Source organism: Enterococcus sp. DIV1279b (assembly GCF_050531515.1).
GTDB classification, from domain to species: domain Bacteria; phylum Bacillota; class Bacilli; order Lactobacillales; family Enterococcaceae; genus Enterococcus_D; species Enterococcus_D casseliflavus.
On record NZ_CP172891.1, the window covers coordinates 1,264,599 to 1,285,287 of the forward strand.

General features: G+C 42.8%; 16 protein-coding genes. 14 read left to right on the top strand and 2 right to left on the bottom strand.

What is annotated here, in order from left to right; all coding sequences use genetic code 11:
- Positions 1-111: 111 nt before the first annotated feature.
- The 13 genes from kdpA (at position 112) to IGI71_RS05935 (ending at position 17,954) form a co-directional block, all read left to right on the top strand.
- Positions 112-1,788 carry a potassium-transporting ATPase subunit KdpA gene (gene kdpA / locus IGI71_RS05875; protein ID WP_275851087.1) on the top strand — a complete coding sequence of 559 codons (1,677 nt, stop codon included), beginning with the start codon at positions 112-114 and terminating at the stop codon, positions 1,786-1,788.
- A gap of 12 nt (positions 1,789-1,800) precedes the next feature.
- The gene (gene kdpB, locus IGI71_RS05880) at positions 1,801-3,831 is read left to right on the top strand and encodes a potassium-transporting ATPase subunit KdpB (protein ID WP_430616236.1); all 2,031 of its coding nucleotides are present in this window, start codon (positions 1,801-1,803) and stop codon (positions 3,829-3,831) included.
- Positions 3,832-3,872: 41 nt separating this feature from the next.
- Positions 3,873-4,409: a potassium-transporting ATPase subunit C gene (locus IGI71_RS05885; protein ID WP_074535104.1), complete on the top strand. Its 537-nt coding sequence runs from the start codon at positions 3,873-3,875 to the stop codon at positions 4,407-4,409.
- A gap of 12 nt (positions 4,410-4,421) precedes the next feature.
- Positions 4,422-7,022, top strand: a complete 2,601-nt coding sequence (locus IGI71_RS05890; protein WP_430616237.1) for a DUF4118 domain-containing protein — start codon at positions 4,422-4,424, stop codon at positions 7,020-7,022.
- A gap of 11 nt (positions 7,023-7,033) precedes the next feature.
- A complete protein-coding gene (locus IGI71_RS05895) occupies positions 7,034-7,726 on the top strand; it encodes a response regulator transcription factor (RefSeq protein WP_074535106.1) in 693 nt (230 codons plus the stop codon).
- Between the two features lie 219 nt (positions 7,727-7,945).
- On the top strand, positions 7,946-8,968 hold the full coding sequence (locus tag IGI71_RS05900; RefSeq protein WP_430616238.1) for a LacI family DNA-binding transcriptional regulator: 1,023 nt from the start codon (positions 7,946-7,948) through the stop codon (positions 8,966-8,968).
- A gap of 136 nt (positions 8,969-9,104) precedes the next feature.
- Positions 9,105-10,370, top strand: coding sequence for an ABC transporter substrate-binding protein (locus IGI71_RS05905; RefSeq protein ID WP_430616239.1), 1,266 nt, complete (start codon positions 9,105-9,107; stop codon positions 10,368-10,370).
- Positions 10,371-10,420: 50 nt separating this feature from the next.
- A complete protein-coding gene (locus tag IGI71_RS05910; protein WP_008378728.1) occupies positions 10,421-11,317 on the top strand; it encodes a carbohydrate ABC transporter permease in 897 nt (298 codons plus the stop codon).
- A 14-nt stretch (positions 11,318-11,331) separates the two neighbouring features.
- Positions 11,332-12,153, top strand: a complete 822-nt coding sequence (locus IGI71_RS05915) for a carbohydrate ABC transporter permease (protein ID WP_008378727.1) — start codon at positions 11,332-11,334, stop codon at positions 12,151-12,153.
- A gap of 19 nt (positions 12,154-12,172) precedes the next feature.
- A complete protein-coding gene (locus tag IGI71_RS05920) occupies positions 12,173-13,483 on the top strand; it encodes an alpha-glucosidase/alpha-galactosidase (RefSeq protein ID WP_167826747.1) in 1,311 nt (436 codons plus the stop codon).
- Positions 13,484-13,712: 229 nt separating this feature from the next.
- Positions 13,713-14,552 (top strand): PRD domain-containing protein, encoded by an 840-nt coding sequence (locus IGI71_RS05925; RefSeq protein ID WP_008378725.1) that lies wholly within the window; start codon positions 13,713-13,715, stop codon positions 14,550-14,552.
- Between the two features lie 95 nt (positions 14,553-14,647).
- Positions 14,648-16,534: a beta-glucoside-specific PTS transporter subunit IIABC gene (locus IGI71_RS05930; RefSeq protein ID WP_430616240.1), complete on the top strand. Its 1,887-nt coding sequence runs from the start codon at positions 14,648-14,650 to the stop codon at positions 16,532-16,534.
- A 13-nt stretch (positions 16,535-16,547) separates the two neighbouring features.
- Positions 16,548-17,954: a glycoside hydrolase family 1 protein gene (locus tag IGI71_RS05935; protein ID WP_167826746.1), complete on the top strand. Its 1,407-nt coding sequence runs from the start codon at positions 16,548-16,550 to the stop codon at positions 17,952-17,954.
- 158 nt (positions 17,955-18,112) lie between these two features.
- On the opposite strand, the gene IGI71_RS05940 is transcribed toward IGI71_RS05935, so the two are convergent.
- On the bottom strand, positions 18,113-18,544 hold the full coding sequence (locus IGI71_RS05940; RefSeq protein ID WP_422704422.1) for a GNAT family N-acetyltransferase: 432 nt from the start codon (positions 18,542-18,544) through the stop codon (positions 18,113-18,115).
- Between the two features lie 284 nt (positions 18,545-18,828).
- Between IGI71_RS05940 and IGI71_RS05945 the strand changes: the two genes are divergently transcribed.
- Positions 18,829-20,169, top strand: coding sequence for a peptidoglycan DD-metalloendopeptidase family protein (locus IGI71_RS05945; protein WP_430616241.1), 1,341 nt, complete (start codon positions 18,829-18,831; stop codon positions 20,167-20,169).
- Between the two features lie 76 nt (positions 20,170-20,245).
- Here the strand turns inward: IGI71_RS05945 and IGI71_RS05950 are convergent, their stop codons facing one another.
- Positions 20,246-20,614, bottom strand: a complete 369-nt coding sequence (locus IGI71_RS05950) for an iron chaperone (protein ID WP_077454582.1) — start codon at positions 20,612-20,614, stop codon at positions 20,246-20,248.
- Between the last annotated feature and the right edge of the window lie 75 nt (positions 20,615-20,689).

The following is a 20,689-nucleotide window of genomic DNA, read 5'->3' on the forward strand; positions in this document are numbered from 1 at the left end:
TTGCGTATGCTTACGTCATGAAGGAGTGAAGAATATGAATCTTGTTTTAGGAATAATCGGAGTGATCGTAATGATCTATCTCTTTTGGTACTTGTTTGAGGGGGGAGAACGATGAGTAGCTATTTTGTGCAAGGCTTTTTATTTTTACTGATCTTACTAGCAGCAGCGGTTCCTTTGGGCTGGTATATCAAAGAAATCATGCAAGGAAAAACACCGCGGTTTGTCCGCTTTATTCAACCCATTGAACGGTTGACCTATCGAGTGATTGGTTCGGTCAGCAAAAAAGAAATGACCGCCAAAACCTATCTATTTTCCGTCTTGGCCGTCAGTGTCTTTTCCATCATCGGCTTGACCGGATTATTGATGGTTCAGCACTGGTTACCGCAAGAGGCAGCCGTTGAGAATATGTCCTTTGACTTAGCATTGAACACAGCCGTCAGTTTTGTGACGAACACGAACTGGCAAGCTTACGCTGGGGAAGAAGCACTGACCAATCTTTCCCAAGCATTAGGATTAACAGTGCAAAATTTCTTATCTGCGGCAGTAGGATTAGCTGTACTGTGTGCCTTGATTCGTGGGCTGCAGCAAAAACAAAAACGTACGGTAGGGAATTTTTGGCAAGACATCACCCGTTCCTTGCTCTATATCCTTTTGCCACTTTCATTGATTTTAGCGATCTTGCTCCTGTCTCAAGGCGTTGTCCAAACGTTGAGCAGCGGCGTGGAAGTCAATGGATTTGAGGGGGGATCCTTTTGGATGGCGCTCGGACCAGTAGCGAGTCAAATCGCCATCAAGCAATTAGGGACCAACGGCGGCGGTTTCTTTGGCGCCAACTCTGCCCATCCATTTGAAAACCCAACGATGTTCAGTAACTTTTTAGAAAACTTAGCGATCTTGTTGCTACCAGCTGCTTTGATTTTTGCCTTTGGCTTTTGGATCAAAGAGTGGAAACAAGGACGTACGATCTTGATCACCGCAACCGTCTTTTTGATCCTAGCTTTTATTGGCGTAGTGATCAGTGAAGCTTATGGACCGCAATTCAGTCAAGTGCTTGGGAATGCCAATCTAGAAGGCAAAGAAGTACGTTTCGGTGTCGGTTGGTCGAGTCTCTGGGCAGTGAGTACCACCGCTGCTTCCAGTGGATCAGTCAATGCCATGCTGGATAGTTTCACACCACTTGGGGGTGCGATCCCGATGTTCTTGATGCAGCTGGGGGAAATCATCTTTGGTGGTGTCGGCAGTGGGCTTTATGGCATGATCGCTTTTCTATTATTGACGGTCTTTATCGCTGGTTTATTAGTCGGACGAACACCTGAATATATCGGCAAAAAAATCGAAGCTTTTGACATTAAAATGACGAGTATCGTTATTTTGACGCCATTGCTACTGACGCTTTTCGGGGCTATGTTGATGACCTTGCATCCTGATATCATGAGCTGGCTAACCAACCAAGGCGCCCATGGCTTTAGCGAACTGCTGTATGCAGCAACTTCCTTTAGCAACAACAATGGGAGTGCCTTTGGCGGCTTGACCGCAGATACTGTTTTCCTAAATAGTTTGGGGAGTATCTTGATGTTCGTTTCACGTTTCGTTCCCATCGCAGCCATCTTGTATCTGGCAGAAAACATGGGTGCCAAAAAGAAAACCGTTCGTAATGAAGGAACCTTGTCAACCACGAGTCCAGTCTTTGTCACGATGCTGATCATTGTGATCATCGTGATCGGTGCACTGAGCTTTTTACCAGCGATGGCTTTAGGCCCAATCGCAGACTTCTTTACAACGAAATAGGAGAGAGAAAAAATGAAAAAAATCTATCAATGGGCGATCGGCGAATCCTTTAAGAAATTGGACCCTCGCCAACAAATCAAAAACCCCGTGATGTTTGTGGTTTATTTAGGGGCGATCTTGACAACCGTTTTATGTTTTCAAGAACAAACAGTCCCGTTGTGGTTTAGCATCAGTGTGACCGTCTTCTTATGGTTGACCTTGTTGTTTGCCAATTTTGCCGAAGCAGTGGCAGAAGGGCGCGGCAAAGCACAAGCGGATAGTTTGAAGCAAGCTAAAAAAGAAATCATGACTTACAAAGTCATGTCCTTGGAAGATGTTGCCAAAGAGGCTTTTATCGAAGTCCGTTCCTCCGATTTGAAAAAAGGCGACTTGGTGTACGTTCCTTCTGGCGAACAAATTCCTGCCGATGGGGATGTCGTGGAAGGTGCTGCTTCGGTGGACGAAAGTGCCATCACAGGAGAATCAGCACCTGTCATTCGTGAATCTGGTGGCGACCGCAGTGCAGTCACGGGAGGAACCTTAGTCGTTTCGGATTACTTGGTCATCAAAGTGACCGCTGAAAATGGTCATTCTTTTTTGGATAAAATGATTGCGATGGTGGAAGGGACGCAGCGGAAAAAAACACCCAATGAGATTGGCTTGCAGCTGTTCTTAGTGACACTGACCATCATCTTCTTGGCAGTTTCCATCACATTGATTCCTTTTACCGATTTTAGCAGTCAGTTATCTGGTAGAGGAACGGCGATTTCCAGTGTGATCGTGATCGCGTTACTGATTTGTCTTGCACCGACCACGATCGGCGCCTTGATTTCCTCGATTGGGATCGCTGGAATGAGTCGTTTGACCAAAGAAAACGTCATCGCTATGAGTGGCCGCGCGATTGAAGCAGCAGGAGATGTGGATGTTTTGCTGCTGGATAAAACAGGAACCATTACTCTGGGAAACCGCCGTGCCAGTGAGTTCTTGCCAGTACCAGGGGTCACCGCCAAAGAGTTGGCAGATGCAGCGCAGTTGGCATCTTTTGCTGATGAAACGGCGGAAGGCCGCAGTATCGTGATTTTAGCCAAAGAAGCCTTCAATATTCGTGAACGGGTATTTCAGCAAGCCGATGTCCATTGGATCGATTTTAGTGCCAAAACACGAATGTCTGGGATCGATTATCGTGGCGATGAGATCCGTAAAGGAGCTGCGGATACGATCAAGCAATATGTGACGGCAAAAGGGCAGACCTATCCCACTGCGTGTGACGAGATCGTAGAAAAAGTCGCTAAAGCTGGTGGAACCCCATTGGTCGTAGTGAAAAATGGTCAGGTACTCGGAGTCGTTTATTTAAAAGACATCGTGAAAAACGGCGTCAAAGAAAAATTTGCCGACATGCGCAAGATGGGCATCAAGACGATCATGATCACCGGAGACAATCCCTTGACGGCAGCTGCTATTGCCGCCGAAGCGGGCGTCGATGATTTCTTGGCCGAAGCAACACCAGAAAACAAAATGAATCTGATTCGGGAATATCAGGAAAAAGGGCATTTGGTGGCGATGACGGGGGATGGAACCAACGATGCACCCGCACTCGCCCAAGCCGATGTGGCAATGGCGATGAACACTGGTACGCAAGCAGCCAAAGAAGCGGGCAATATGATCGACCTTGATTCCAGCCCAACCAAATTACTGCAAGTAGTCCAAATTGGTAAACAGCTGCTGATGACCCGTGGGGCTTTGACGACCTTTAGTATCGCGAATGATATCGCCAAATATTTCGCAGTGATCCCTGTCCTGTTTTATGCGATTTATCCAGAACTTGCGGCGCTGAATATCATGAATCTTGGTAGTCCCTTAACGGCGATTTTGTCCGCAGTCATTTACAATGCAGTCGTGATCATCGCCTTGATCCCTCTGGCGTTAAAAGGGGTCAAATACCAAGAAAAACCAGCCAGCCAAATGCTGCGGCACAATCTTGTCGTCTACGGTCTAGGCGGCATCATCGCACCATTCATTTGCATCAAGCTAGTAGATTTGCTTTTGTCAGCTGTTCTGCTATAAGAAAAATCCATCAGAGTCAAGGAGTCATTTAGGAGGAAAACATGATGAAGAACACCCTCTTTGCCAGTATCAAATTTTTACTAGTTAGTACCGTGCTATTTGGCGGTCTCTATACATTGTTGGTCACCGGTATCGGTCAAGTCTTTTTTGCCCATCAAGCCAACGGCAGTCAAATCGTGGAAGATGGAGCGGTCAAAGGGTCTGAGCTAATTGCGCAACCCTTTGACCAAGCAGGTTACTTCCAAGGCCGTGATCAAACCGTTTCACAATTGTCGCCCTATGATCCGACCCAAAAAAAGACTGTAGCTGAGCGGACAGCGACGTTGCTGGCAGAAAACCCAACCCAAACCAGTGTGCCGATCGATCTCGTGACCGCTTCGGGTAGTGGCGTTGATCCTGATATCAGTGTCGAAGCGGCACTTTTTCAACTGCCGCGGATCGCTGACACAAGAGGCATCGATGAACAAACAATTCATGATATAATAAACAGGAATAAAGTAGCTGATTTGTTCTCCACGAGAGAATACGTCAATATCATGACCTTGAATCAGCAGCTCGATCAATTACCCGAGGAATAGGGGGAAGCATCTATGAGTGAAAACAACCAGCAGACGATCCCAGAAGAGATGCTGCTGCAAGCCGGATTTGGCCCTAAACGTGGCAAACTACGGGTGTTTTTCGGTTTTGCTGCCGGTGTCGGAAAAACCTATACGATGTTAACCGAAGCCCATGAGTGTTTGCTCATGGGCAAAAATGTGGTGATCGGCTATATCGAACCCCACAAACGTCCCGATACCAATCGATTGCTTGAAGGGTTACCACAAGTACCATTAAAGCAATACCAGCACAAGCAATTGACCCTATATGAGCCAGATATCGATCGACTGATCCAACTAAAACCAGATATCGTCTTGATCGATGAGTTGGCACATACCAATCCCATTGGTGCGCGAAACAAAAAACGTTACCAAGATGTCGATGAATTACTGAATGCAGGAATCACCGTCTACACGACCATCAATGTCCAGCATATCGAAAGTCTGAATGACATCGTGGAAAAGGTCACGGAAGTGGAAGTCAGAGAAACGGTCCCTGACACCTTTTTCCAGCACGCCAGCTTGCGGGTGGTGGATGTTGAACCAGACGAACTGATCGATCGATTGGAACAAGGAAAAATCTATGCCGATGAAAATGCCAAACGAGCGCTAAAAAATTTTTTTACGCCAGAAAAACTGGATCACTTACGTGGATTAGCGATCCAAAAAGCTTCCAATCATATCAATCAAATGAACGGCGGTAGAAAACGAGTCCAAAGCAAGCTTTTGACGATTATTGATGATCGCTTGCCGAAAATGGCAGAGAAATGCATTCGTTGGACCGCCCGCTTAGCCCAAGGAGTGGGGGCGGAATGGACAGTCATCCAAGTTCGATCGTTAGATGATACACCTACCGAGGTGCCATTGGCAGAGCGTTTGGGAGCAGAAGTCATCAACATCGAAGCGGATGACAGTTTTGAGACAATCGTAGAGTATGCCAAAATGACGGGTGCCAGTGACATTATCATGGGGAAACAGGTTTCTCAGAAGTGGTTCCAAAAATTGTTTGTCGAGGATTTAGAAGACCGCTTGATTCGGCGCCTTGATGACATTGAGATCCATTTGATTCCTTTTAAAGAAAAAATGCAGCGACCACGGCTGACGTTTTCGCAATTATTTGAAGGCGGCGGTCGAGATTTCACCTTGACCTTTGGGCTGATCATGCTCGCCACCTTAGTGACAGAAGGCATGCAGTATCTGCATTTCGGTGAGCAGAACTTGATGCTCGTCTATATTTTCTTTGTTCTTTTAGTGGCACGTTACACGAGTGGCTATCTTTGGAGTGCCATGGCATCGATCATTAGTGTCCTTTCTTACAATTGGTTCTTTGTCGAACCCTTGTATTCCTTGACGGTCTATAAAGCAGGCTATCCAATCACATTAGTGATCATGCTGATCGTTGCCTTAATGATCAGTAACTTGATGGTTCGATTGAAGACTCAGGCAGAAAATGCCAAGGAAAAAGAGCATCAAATGGAGATATTGTATGAGTTGAACAAACAATACATGGAAACGCGGAATGAGCAAGACATTTATGAAAGTACGACCACCTATTTGGCACGCTTACTCCAGCGAGAAGTGGCGTTATATGACAGAGAAGGTCACTTGAGAAGTCTGCATTCTTCAAGAGAAACACTGTCTCAACTGACTGGCAAGGATGAGAAAGCCGTCGCTTTTTGGGTCGTGAAAAATCAAAAAGAAGCCGGTCGCGGCACAGATACTCTGATTGGTGCCAATGGATTTTACTTACCGATCGTTTTAAACGGCAAACCACTAGGCGCCCTTGGGGTAGAACGCAACGAGGAGCATCAGTTGGCCAATAGTCAATTGAATTACTTACGTTTAGTGATCACCCAAATCGCTACCGTGTTGGAGCAAGTCTCTCTGGCGAGTGAGAAAGAACAGATCCAATTGGAAAACGAACGGGAAAAAGTCCGCAGCAATCTACTGCGTGCGGTTTCTCATGACTTGCGGACGCCACTGACGACGATTTCTGGCATTGCCGAAACATTGAGCGAAACCGAAGGCGCGATCAAAAAGGAAACGAAACAAAAGCTGCTAGGAGATATCCAAAGTGAATCCCAGTGGTTGATCCGCATGGTCGAAAACTTACTGTCGGTGACCCGCATCAATTTGACTAACATGGCGGTCAAGCGCAGTGAAGAACCAATCGAAGAAATTATCGAAGCGGTTTTAACGCACCTAAAAAAAGTCTATCCGCAACAAAAAATCATCGTGAAGATGCCCGATCAGCTGATTTTTGTCCAAGTCGATCCAATCTTAATCGAACAAGCTTTGTTTAATCTGATTGAAAATGGCGTTCGCCATGGAACCGCCGATACACCGATTTTCTTGCGAGTTTCTCAAGAGCAAGAAGTGGTCATTGAAATCGAAAACCAAGGGGAGATCCCCTTAGGACAATACCAAAAAATCCAAGCGAATTTGATCAATGACACCGAAGTGCCGGTGGATTCAAAAAATGGATTAGGTATCGGACTGAGTATCGTGAAAACCATCATCCATGCCCATGAAGGCAAATTAGCAATCGAAACGAAAGCAGGCAGTACGATCTTTCGTATTTATTTAAAGCAGTAAGGAGGGAGAACATGCAGCGACATTTTTTATTGATTGAAGATGATTCGAATATCGTTGATTTTATGGAGGTCGTCTTGCAAAGAGAGCATTACAACTTTACATCAGTCGGCACTGGCATGGAGGCATTGATGCTCTTGCAGGAAGAAACCATCGACTTCATCTTGCTGGATCTGGGCTTACCAGACATTGACGGCATGGAGCTGTTGAAAATCATTCGTAAGCGCATGAACACACCGATCATCGTGATCTCTGCCCGCAAAGATGAACAAGACAAAGTGCAAGCATTAGACCTCGGTGCCGATGATTATGTAACGAAGCCCTTCAGTACCAATGAATTATTTGCCCGTATCCGCACGGCACTACGACACAAGGAGTCAGCTGCCTTTAGCAGCAGCCCGATTCTCGTAAACAAGGAGTTAACGATCAATTTTGAGAAAAAAATCCTGTACAAGAATCAAAATGAGATCCATTTGACCAAAAACGAATACCGTATCATGGCAGTAATGTTCAAGAATTTAGGCAAAGTCGTCACTTACGATACGCTGACCAGTGAAGTCTGGGGACCTTTTGCAGCGGATGCACAAACCTTACGAGTCAATATCTCAAACATTCGCAAAAAAATCGAAACCAATACGCTGCAGCCAGAATATTTGATCACTGAAATCGGCGTCGGGTATCGCTTGCGGGAGTATCCAGCAGAGTAGCGGTCGTCATTAGAAATAAGGAGGAAAAACGTGCAGCGGCTCTTTGGTCGCTGCACGTTTCTATTTTTTGTTAATTGCGAAGAGACGTTGAACTGATTGCTTCTCCGTAGATGATTTGAAACTGTGGGTAAACAAGTAGGTTGGTTGTTAACTAAAATTTCTTTTCATTCTGATCATTTTGTGTTTATATCATAGTATAAAGTAAAAAAGGAGAGTATTATGGCAGGAATTAGAGACGTCGCAAAACGAGCAGGTGTATCGATCGCAACTGTATCGAGGGTGCTCAATGAAGATCCTACGTTATCTGTCACGCAAGAAACAAAAAATAAGATCAACGAAGCCGTGGAATATTTTCACTATAGTAAGAAGAAAGTACCTGTGAAAAAGGCAATGAATATTGCAGTGGTATCCACTGTTTCGGAAGAAGCTGAATTAGAAGATCCCTATTTTCGGGCGATTCGTCGTGGCATTCAAGCACAAGCAGAGCAAAATAAGTTTCGCATAAAAAAAACGTATTATATGTCTGAACGCCCCGTTGCCATTGAGGAGCTAAGGGAGTATCAGGGAATCCTTGTCATTGGTCAAGTCTTGCCAACTTTTTTAGCAAAGATCGCAGCAGTCAATCCTCATATCGTCGTGATCGATGATCCTTCTTTGTCTTCAGAATGGGATGCGGTATATACGGATTTCTCTATAGCAGCAACCGAGCACTTAGAGCGTTTGTATAAAAAAGGGCATCGAAATATCGCTTTTATTGGGGGATATCGGGTACGTTTGGATGCATCCAGTGAGAAACATCAATCGCCAGATGATATGCGGATGAACACTTATGTGTATTGGATGAAAGAAAAAGGATTGGAAGAATACATCAATGTTTACCTAGAAGGATGGAACACATTAGACGGTATCAAAGCCACTGAGCAATTGCTTGAACAATGCAAAGAGAGCCTTCCTTCAGCTATTATGGTCGCCAATGATTCGATTGCAGTTGGTACATATCGCTCCTTGCAAAAACGTGGGTATCGGATACCAGAAGATATTTCAGTAGTCAGTTTCAACAATATCGAAGTTGCAGAATTTTTGACCCCATCTTTAAGTACCGTTGCCATCGATATGGAAGAACTGGGAAAAATTGCTTTACGGATGATAGAAGAGCGGATCAAAGGCATTCGTCAAGTACCTGTTAAAATCATGGTGGCCAGTAAGATGATCGTCAGAGAAAGTGAAAAAGAAAGAGATTAATGTTCAAGGTAAACGCTTTAATGTGTTTACCTTTTTATTTTAGTTAAAAAGTATTGACAAATTTATTAGTAAACAGTATATTTGTTTTGTGAAAAGAAAGCGGATACATGGATCAGAACTAGAGGAGGAATGAAAGATGAATTGTTTCAAGAGAGTAACACTTGTTAGTTTGAGTCTTTTAGGAACTTTGGTTTTAGGAGCTTGTGGTAATGGCAACGGTGATAGTGGTGGTCAGGTCACGTTAAGTTATGCGAGTTGGGATACTGAACAAGCACCGGGGCTGCGAAAAATGCTTGATGCTTTTGAAGAACAAAACCCAGATATTAAAGTCGAAATGGAAACCACCCCATGGGATCAATATTGGGTGAAGCTTGAAGCTGCTACTACTGGAGGAAATATGCCTGATATTGTCACGATGCATTCAACTGAATCCTACAAATATATGTCTCAATCGATGCTGATGGGTCTAAATGAATTGATTGCAGAAAATAACATTGACATGACAAACTTCACCGAAGGAATCGCAGAGTCTTATACGTATGAAGAAGAACTTTACGCGATTCCCAAAGATGCCTCCGTCATTGGATTGTGGTACAACAAAGAGCTCTTTGATCAAGCAGGAATTGCATATCCAGACGCAACGTGGACATGGGATACACTGAAGGAAGCAGCTGTTCAGTTAACAGATGAAGAAGCAGGTATTTATGGATTTGCTGCGGATAATTCAACAGAGGGAGGCTATTGGCCATTTATTTATCAAAATGGTGGAGAAGTCTTTATTGATGAGAATACGAAATCGGGAATGAATAGCGAAGAAGTACAAGATGCATTAAGGTATTATATTGATTTTTATCTAAATGATCAGTCATCACCTTCAGCGAAAGAATTGCAAGATACGAATAAAGTGGGTCGTTTTCAAGCAGGAAGATTGGCGATGATCGTGGAGGGCAACTGGCAAACACCAGGTTTTTTAAAGAATGAATACTTGGCTGAACATGCGGATGTTGCCGTTTTACCTAAAGGAAAAGAACATGCGACGATCACAAATGGTTTAGGTTGGGCAGCTAGTGTCAATACCAAGCATCCTGAAGAAACAAAAAAATTATTAGCATTCTTGGCAAGTGAAGAAGCCAACCAAATTCAAGCAGAAACAGGGGCATCGATCCCAGCGCTAAAAGGATTTGAGGAGGTTTGGGCAAGTTCTGCGGATACTTTCAATTTAAGTGTTTTTGCAGAAATGCTAGAGTATGGCGTGCCTCGTCCCTATAACAAAAATGGCTTGAATGCTGAAAAAATAGAGACAGAAATTATGAACCGGGTATTTTCTGGAGAATTAAGTGTCGAGGAAGGGACTGCACAGATTGCGGAAGAAGTTGATGCAATTTTAGCTGAAAGTAATTGATCAAAACGGAAAATTAGCTAATCAACCCACCTAAACAAAAGGAGACCTCTATGAAAAATCGTATGCTTGGAAATTACCAGAAAGACCACCTTTTCTGGGGATACTTATTTATTCTCCCAACAGCAGTCGGATTGATTTTATTGAATATTTGGCCAGCGATCCAAACAATCATTCTAAGTTTTCAACGAACAATTGGTTTTGGTAACACCGAGTGGATCGGCTTAGCCAACTATCAGAAACTTTTGACGGATCGAGAGGTGTTGCAATCCTTGATCAATACCTTGATCTATGCAGTGGTATCAATTCCATCAATCATAGTGTTATCACTTTTAGTCGCGGTCCTAATGAATAAGAAAATCAAAGGCGTGTCGATTTATCGAACGATTTATTTTCTACCTGTAGTTGCAGCCCCCTCTGCAGTCGCGATGATCTGGCGTTGGATGTTCAATGATGATTATGGATTAGTCAACGAGCTTTTATCAAAAGTTGGTCTAACGGGTCCAGCATGGCTTAGCGATCCGAATGTTGCGATTTATTCCGTCATTATTGTCGGAATATGGAGTGCTATTGGCTACAACATGGTGCTTTTCTTAGCTGGACTACAGGAGATACCCAAAGATTACTATGAGGCAGCCGATATCGATGGGGCTTCTTCATGGCAGCAATTTTTTCAAATCACTTTACCGCTTGTGACACCAACGCTATTCTTTGTCGTGGTCACAACGGTTATCAATGCCTTTCAAGTATTCGATGTGATTTTTATGATGATCGCACCTTCAAGTGAGGCAATGCTGAAGACACAATCATTAGCATACTTGTTTTACAAACATTCCTTTATTTTAAATGATAAAGGGTATGGTTCAGCAATCGTCGTCTTTCTTCTATGTATTATTTTGCTGATCACAGCACTACAAATGAAGTTGCAAAAAAAATGGGTCAACTACTAAAAGGAGGTTTCTTGATGCAACGAATTAGCAAGAATTGGCTTATCCATCTACTTTTGATCAGTGGCGGAATAATTATGGCATTGCCTTTTGTATGGATGATTCTGACTTCTGGAAAAACACTTGTTGAATCGACTCAGATTCCACCAACATGGTTTCCTAAATCCTTTCAACTTTCAAATTATCAGGCAGTTTTAAATCTTTTACCCTTTGGTGCCTTCTATCTCAATACTTTTTTGATGGTCATTGGACGTGTGATCGGTTCCGTTTTATTTTCAGCGATGGCAGCCTATGCCTGCGCACGCTTGCGCTTCCCTGGACGAGATCTTTTTTTTGCTCTAGTCCTTATCCAAATGATGATTCCCGCATCAATCTTTATCACACCCCAATATTTATTAGCGCAAAGATTAGGAATTCTAAATTCAGTACCGGCATTGATCTTGCCAGGTGTTGTCAGCGCTTTTGGAACCTTTTTACTTAGACAGTTTTTTCTAGGCTTACCAAGTGAGCTGGAGGAAGCAGCACACCTTGAAGGAGCAAATGTATGGACGATCTTTTTCAAAATCATGCTGCCATTGGCGAAATCCGGGTTGATCGCACTAGGTATTTTTACAACCCTCTTTGCTTTCAAAGATTTAATGTGGCCACTGATCGTCAATACATCAATTCGACAAATGCCATTGGCAGCAGGGTTAGCCAATCTTCAGGGACAATATGCGACCAATTTCCCACAATTGATGGCAGGCTCGCTACTAGCGATTTGGCCCATGGTTGCTGTCTTTATCATTTTTCAACGTAAATTTATTGAAGGAATTGCCACTACTGGCGGTAAATTATAAAAGAATGGAGCAATAAAAAATGACAAAAATCACCTTTATCGGAGCAGGAAGCACTATTTTCGCTAAAAATGTTCTAGGAGATGCAATGTTGACCCCGAGCTTAGCAGATTCCCACATCGCCCTTTACGACATCGATGAGAAACGACTTCGTGAATCCGAGGCAATGTTAAAGACGATCAATAAAAATGCCAATCAAAACCGAGCAGCAATACAGGTCTATCATGACCGCAAAGAAGCACTAAGAGATGCCGACTTTGTAGTAAACGCCATTCAAGTTGGTGGCTACAAACCTTCCACCGTCATTGACTTTGAGATACCGAAGAAATATGGCTTACGCCAAACAATAGGTGACACGATGGGCATTGGCGGAATATTTCGGACGTTGCGTACGTTACCAGTCATGTTGGAATTTGCTCGAGAAATGGAGGAAGTTTGTCCAAACGCATGGTTGCTAAATTATACGAACCCGATGGCGATGCTGACGATGGGGGTATTGAAAGCAACATCCATCAAAACGGTTGGGCTTTGTCATAGTGTGCAAGTATGTGTTCCAGAATTATTCGAGCATTTAGGGATCAAAGAACAATATGATCTGGCTGACTTCCAGTGGAAAATTGCTGGGATCAATCATATGGCATTTTTATTGGAAATTACCAAAGATGGGGAAGATTTCTATCCAACGATCCGTCAGTTGGCTGAAGAGAAAGAAAATCCTCACCGTGATTCAGTCCGCTTTGAATTGATGAAACGTTTTGGCTATTATATTACAGAATCTAGTGAGCACAATGCCGAGTATCACCCTTATTTCATTAAATCAAAATACCCAGAATTGATCGACGAACTGGGGATTCCGTTGGATGAATATTTAACCCGTTGCGAAAATCAGATTCGCGATTGGGAAACGATGCGGGAGGATATCGTCGATAATGGCGATTTGACCCATAAGAGAAGTCGCGAATACGCCTCTTATATCATGGATGCCATCAAGACTGGCAATCCAACTGTTATTGCTGGAAATGTGTTGAATAAAGGCTTGATCACCAATTTACCAGAGGATGTCTGTGTGGAAGTTCCATGTTTGGTGGATAAGAACGGCATCCAACCAACCTACGTCGGCGCTTTACCAACGCAGCTTGCAGCATTGAACCGAACCAACATCAATGTGCAAGAATTGACTGTCGAAGCAGCGTTGACCCTTGAGAAAGACAAGATTTATCAAGCAGCATACCTCGATCCTCATTTATCATCAGAACTATCATTGGCAGACATTACCCAATTAGTCGATGATTTGATCGAAGCCCATGGGGATTATTTACCAGATTATCACTGATAAAAAATGGACGCGCATTTTTTTTACGAATACTGATAGCGCCAACATTTCTTTGGTTTTTTTGAAAAGATATGGCAAAAGAGTTGTTGACAACCAAATTGGTCAAAGCTATAATCGGACTTAGGATTGCTACTGAAAAGGCGACACCGACAAAATATACACTAGCTTATTTATGCTCGGAGTGTATATTTTTGTCGGTTTTTTTGTCTGTTTGAAGGGGGGAGAAAAGATGAAACCAATCACGATCTACAATAACAATGCCGTCCTCGTGGAGGATAATGGCACAGAATGTGTAGTGATTGGCAACGGTGTTGGTTTCGGTGTAAAAGGCAGTGGGGTGATTGATCAAACGAAAATTGATAAAAAATATGTCTTAGATGCAGAATTTACCCAAAACAAATTTGGGTCGCTGATGGCAGGAATGGATGAACGGCATGTGATTCTGACCGCCAAAATTATTGAAGAAGCAGAAAAGGATCTTGCGCGAACATTTGATTCCAGCATCTATCTATTTCTTGGTGATCACATTAATTACGCAATTGAGCGTAATCTTAAAGGAGAAGCGATCACCAATGACTTAATGTGGGAAATCAAAAAATATTACCCACGAGAATTTGCAGCAGCAAAGCGGTCGTTGCAGTTTATTGAACGATCAGAGAAAATTCGTTTTATTGAAGATGAAGCTGGCTTTATAGCCCTGCATTTTGTAAACGCTAGCTCAAGTTCACGATTTAAAAATGAGACGATTTTTACGACAAAAGTAATTGCAGAGATTGTTCAGATCGTGGAGTATGATTATGGGATGAAGTTGGATGAGACGTCCATGAACTATGATCGATTCTTGACCCATATACGCTATTTTGTAAGCCGAATTTTTTCAGAAAGTAAAGAAGTAAAAGATGAAGCTGATTTATTGCAACATGTGAAGCAATTATATCCGAAAGCTTACCAAACTGGCTTGAAAATCAAGAAGCATATTGCTGGTCAATATAAAGTGAAAATTACAGATTCAGAATTGTTATATTTTGTCATTCATATCAATCGAGTGACCACAAGAGAACTAGATTAAATGTTTTGTTACCGAATGGGCAAGACCAAATAAAGATTGAGCCAAATATGGGCTTAGTTTTTATTTGGTCTGTTTTATTTATAAGGAGGAAAAAAATGACTAAGTATCAAGAGCTTGCACAGAATATCGTTGGAAATATTGGTGGAACGTCAAATATTGAGTCTGTAACGAATTGCATGACACGGTTACGATTCGTATTAAAAGATAATTCAAAAGTCAAAGAAGATCATCTTAAAGCAACACCAGGTGTTCAAGGAACAGCCTTAAAAGGCGGACAATATCAGGTAATTATTGGAACAGATGTAGCAAATGTTACGGAAGAAATCAACAAAATGGGGGACTTTGGAAGTGATTCTTCAGAACCAACGTCACCGAAAGAAGAAAAAGTCATCAATCGAGTTTTAGGAGCGATCACCTCAATTTTCCAACCGATTATTCCAGCAATCTGTGGGGCAGGAATGTTAAAAGCTGTTTTAGCTTTACTTGTTTTCTTTGAAGTATTAAATGCTGAAGCTCAAACGTATCAGCTATTAAGTTTACTAGCCGATTCAGCATTTTATTTTCTTCCAGTAATGTTAGCTGTAACAAGTGCACAATACTTTAAAGCAAATCCATTTTATGCAGCGGTTTTAGGCGCTATGCTGATTCACCCAGCTTTTACTGCTATGGTTGCAGCTGGTGAACCTATTTCATTTGCAGGTCTTTCTGTCAGAGCTGTATCCTATGGTTCGGCAGTTGTACCGCCAATTTTGATTGTATGGGCAATGGCGCACATTGAACGTTTAGCAAAAAAAATATCGCCTAATCCTGTGAAGATTTTTCTGGTCCCATTATTGGTTTTCTTGGTTACGGCTCCGTTAGCTTGGATCATTATCGGTCCACTAGGAGCATTAGTTGGTGATGTGTTATTAGTAGTCTTTGAATTCTTCAATGAACAAGCACGCTGGGTTTTACCAGTCCTGATGGGGGCGTTCACCCCATTTTTCGTTATGACAGGGATGCATTACAGTTTTATGCCTGTTCAACTAGCACAATATGCCACATTGGGCTATGGAACGTTATTAGGACCGGGAATGTTGGCATCAAATATTGCTCAGTCGGGTGCTTCACTGGCAGTAGCATTAAAAACCAAAGATAAAGTGATGAAGCAAACGGCTTTTTCGGCTAGTACTACAGCGCTATTTGGAATCACCGAACCTGCTTTGTATGGGGTGACGATGAAACTAAAAACGCCTTTATGGGTCGTGGTAGCCTCTGGAGGAGTAGCTGGTTTATGGGCAGGTTTGACCAACATGCGAACTTATGCATCAGCAACTGCAGGTGTTTTGGCGTTGCCAGTCTATTTAACGGATGATCTGTCAAATATCGTTAACGCAGTGATTTGCATTATTATTGCATTCGCAATGTCCTTTGCACTTACTTTGTTTTTTGTGAATGCAGAAGGAAAGAAAAAAGCAGTAGTGTCTTCACAAAGTCAAACGTTAAATCCGAATCAGGTTGCTGAACCACTTCGACCATTACGGACACCTTTAGAGATCAGCAGTCCTTTGGCAGGGGATCGGTTGGCGACTCATGAAATTCCTGATAGTGTATTTGCCAATGAGATTATGGGGAGAACAGTGGCTATTCAACCTAAAAACGGTCAAGTAGTTGCCCCATTTGATGGTGAAGTAGTGACGATTTTTCCCACCAATCACGCAATTGGGATCAGAAATAAGCAAGGAGTTGAGCTGTTGATCCACATTGGGATCGATACGGTCGAACTTGATGGCAAAGGTTATACTGCAGCAATCAAAGTAGGAGATACCTTTAAAAAAGGCGATTTGCTAGTGACTTTTGATCCAGAATATATTACTAGTCAAGGATATTCAACAGTGACACCGATCGTAGTGACAAACACAGCAGATTTTACAGACGTTATTGTCCATTCTGAGGATGAAACCATCAAGCAGGGTGATGTTTTAGTATCGATTTTTGAATAAAGAGGGGACAAACATGGCAAAATTTCCAGAAACTTTTTTATGGGGTGGTGCGATTGCCGCCAATCAAGCAGAAGGTGCCTTCAACGAGGATGGCAAAGGACTTTCCATTCAAGATTTTTTATCAAATGGAGTCACAAAGCCACTAGATCCTGAACTAAATCTACAAAACTTAAAACTAGAAGGCATCGATTTTTATCATCGTTATCGAGAAGATATTCAAATGTTCGCTGAGATGGGCTTTCAAGTCTTACGATTCTCGATTGCTTGGACACGAATTTTCCCTAATGGCAATGAAGAAAAACCAAATGAAGCTGGATTGCAGTTCTATGAAGAGGTGATCGATTGCTGCTTATCTCATGGGATCGAACCGCTAATTACACTTTCTCATTATGAAACACCTTATTTCCTTACAAAAAGTTACGATGGTTGGCGTAATCGGGCATTGGTAGACTACTTTAATCGTTTTTGTCGGACTGTGTTTACTCGTTACCAAGGGAAAGTGAAATATTGGTTAACTTTCAATGAAATCAATGCGCTTTGGAATTTTCCCTTAATGGGAGCAGGAGTGATGACAAAAAAAGATTGCTTATCTAAGCAAGATCTCTTTCAAATAGCACATCACGAGCTTGTTGCCAGTGCCCAAGCAGTCAAAACCGCCCATGAAATTGATCCACAGATGCAGGTAGGGAATATGGTGTTAGGGATCTATAATTATCCGATGACTTCAAACCCGAAAGACACCTTGGCTGTTTTGGAGGCGGATAAAAACTTAAACTATTTTATGGATGTTCAAGCTCGTGGATATTATCCTGATTGGATCAAAAGAGAATGGCAGAGGTATAATGCAACTATCGAGATGGAACCTGACGATCTCGAATTATTGAAAAATACCGTTGATTTTATATCGTTTAGTTATTATATGTCCCGATGTGTTTCTGCTACGCCTGAAAAGTACCAACAGGGAAAAGGAAATATGACAAACGTTCTAAAAAATCCCTACCTTGATGAAACGGAGTGGGGATGGGAGATTGATCCAGACGGATTACGTATTCTCTTGAACCGTTTTTCGCATCTCTATCAGTTGCCACTTTTTATCGTTGAAAATGGTTTAGGTGCTGTTGATCAGTTAATTGAAATTGATGGAGAATTAACCGTTGTTGATGATTATCGCATCAATTATTTAAATGATCATCTATCAGCCGTTGCTAAAGCCATCGATGATGGTGTCAATGTATTGGGTTATACCATGTGGGGGTGTATTGATTTAGTAAGTGCTTCGACCGCAGAGATGAAAAAGCGTTATGGGTTCATTTATGTAGACCGAAACGATGATGGAACTGGTTCACTTAAACGGTATCGAAAAAAATCCTTTAATTGGTATCGCGAAGTGATTGTCACCAATGGTGGAACCATTGGTTGAAATACCGCTAGTAAATAAAGAAAGCATTGCCGATCCAGCAAATGGAAGGCAATGCTTTTTGTCGTTTATTGTATCCATTGATTCGACGGGTAAGCCGATCAGCGGTTATGGTCGTACGATTGATCAAAAGGGGAAAAAGAAGGTGAAAAAAAGCAGCATCAACGATGCCACTCCATGGTGTTTTCGATTTCATTGGTATCAGAGTCCAGTTGTTCAGAAACGATGGTAAAGCCATGTTTGAGATAAAACGCAATAGCAGCTGTATTTTTTTGGTAGACGTCCAGAGTCAGCTTCTCGTGTTCTGCTTGTACTTTTTGTAAAAGCTGCTTGCCAATGCCGTGGGCACGATAGTCTTTCAAAACGAAAATACCAGCGATATAATCATCCAACATCCCGATGAAGCCGACGGGCTGATCATCCACCGAATAGGTGTAAATAAGGGCATCAGCAAAGGCTTTTTTCACAAAGTCATAGTTATCTTGCCAATGGGCAGCTGAAATAAAGTCATGGGCATCCAAATTGCTTTGCAGCCAAATCTGGGCGATAGTTTCTAACTCAGAATCGGTAAATTGGGTCACTTGTTGTATCATGAGAACCTCCGTTTTTTTATTCAGTATAGCATAGGACCACTGCTGATTACTGCAAATCGCGGTATTTTCGTAGGCAATCGGACAGAAGATGAACCAATTGACAAGTAACGAAGGTTAAATGGCGAAGAAAAGCAATCTTTTTCGTTGAAATATTCTAACAATTTTGTTTCAGCTAGGTGTCAATTTCTTGCAGCAAGATGTTATTTGTGTGAAAACAGCCCCAAGAATGAAATCTTTCGGTATGCTAGAGAAAGCGATAAGACATATCTAGTTAAGGAGAAAAAATGAAAAAGACACTTTTGGTTGCAAGTTCACTTGTTTTGCTGACGCTGCCTGTCGTGACGGTATCCGCAGACAGCTTTGATCAGAAGATCCAGCAGCAAAATGAAAAAATCAATGACATAAAAAATGAATCCACCTCATTAGAATCACTGAAACGCTCCACAGAGGCAGAGATTCAATCGATTGAAGGAGAAATCCAAGCAATCCTACAAAAGAAAACGACGACGGAAGAAGAAGTCAATGCCTTGGCACAAGAGATCCAAGTCCTTGAAGAGAAAATCATCAAGCGCACAGAAGTACTGGCGAATCAAGCGCGTGACATTCAAACGTCGGAACCTTCCAATCGTTTGTTCCAAAAAATCGTTGACGCGGAATCCATCGGAGAAGCTATTCAACGGGCGATCGCTTCAGTAACGATCATGAATGCCAGCAATAGCATCGTCGAACAACAGCAAGAAGATATCGCAACGAGCCAGAAATTGGAAAAAGAGTTGCAGGAACAATTGGTTGCGATCGAAGAGCAGTCAAGCGCATTGCAAGGAAAACAAGCGGAATTAGCTGATGTCAAATTGAATCAAGAAGTTGCACTAGCCGACCTTGCCTTGGCGTTGAACACTGAAGAAGAGAAAAAAGACCAATTGGAAGCGGACAAAGCAGAAGCACAACGGCAAAGAGAAGCAGCGTTGAAGCAACTGGCTGAGCAAGAAGCACAAGAAGCAAAAGCGCGCAAAGAAGCAGAAGAAGCAGCAAAACGTCAGCAAGCAGCAGAAGCCAAGTCAGCTGAAACCGCCGAAAGTCCTGCCGTTCAACAAGCAGCAGTGGCAGCAGCACAGCCGAAGACGGAAGCCGCAGTGTCGTCAGAAACATCGGTGTCGTCAGAAAAAACTGCAACTACGCCTGCACCCGTGCAGCAAGCAGCTGAGCCAAAAGAACAAACAAGCACAGGTGGATGGCAAATGCCAGTCGATTCGGTTCATATTTCGAGTAGTTTTGGGTATCGAACAGATCCAACAGGTGCATCAGGAAATCAACATAATGGCATCGACTTTACTGGGGGCACAGGAACGCCGATCTATGCGATCCAAGCAGGCGAAGTCGTTGAAGCGGGCTATGGTCCGTCAACTGGTAACTATGTGATCATCAAACATGCCAATGGCGTTTACAGCTACTACATGCACTTTAGTACGCTGCCAGCTGTTTCGGTCGGACAAAGCGTCTCAGCTAGACAATATGTTGGCGGTATGGGAACGACTGGGAATTCAACTGGCGTCCATCTACATTTAGGGATGTCAACAAGCTTATGGTCTGGATTCTTTGATCCGGCGCCAGAATTAGGCTTATAATAGTCAGAAAAACCGCAGAAGCGAACCAGCTTCTGCGGTTTTTTGGTTGCTCTTCTTTTACGAAGTCTCGATTGGCTCAGCGCCAAAAGCGGGTCATCTCCGCTTTGTCTTTCAGGTTGAAAGCGATCATGTCCTCAATCAATCCTTGATCGATCGGCTCAGTCCACTTGATGCGAAAAATGTTATCCGTATGGCTGTAGCCAGCTTTTTCGATGGCATCGGCAAACTGTTCAAGACACTTGGTTTCAGGGGAGACAGAAAAATGCGGTTTTGAAACGCTGAAACCGATAATAAAGGTCTCATGGGCGGTGAACATCGGCTGATTCCATTTAATGACTGGAACGAGGTCAGGAAATTTCTTGGTAATAGCGGCAAATAAGGCACGCAGTTTTTCTTGTTTTACTGGATCTTCAATGCTGGTTAAGTAAGTTTCTAATACATCCATTGGGAGATCTCCTTTCGTTTTAAGGAACGAGTACAGGCAATGTCGATTAATAAAAATAACGCATGTTTGAAATCA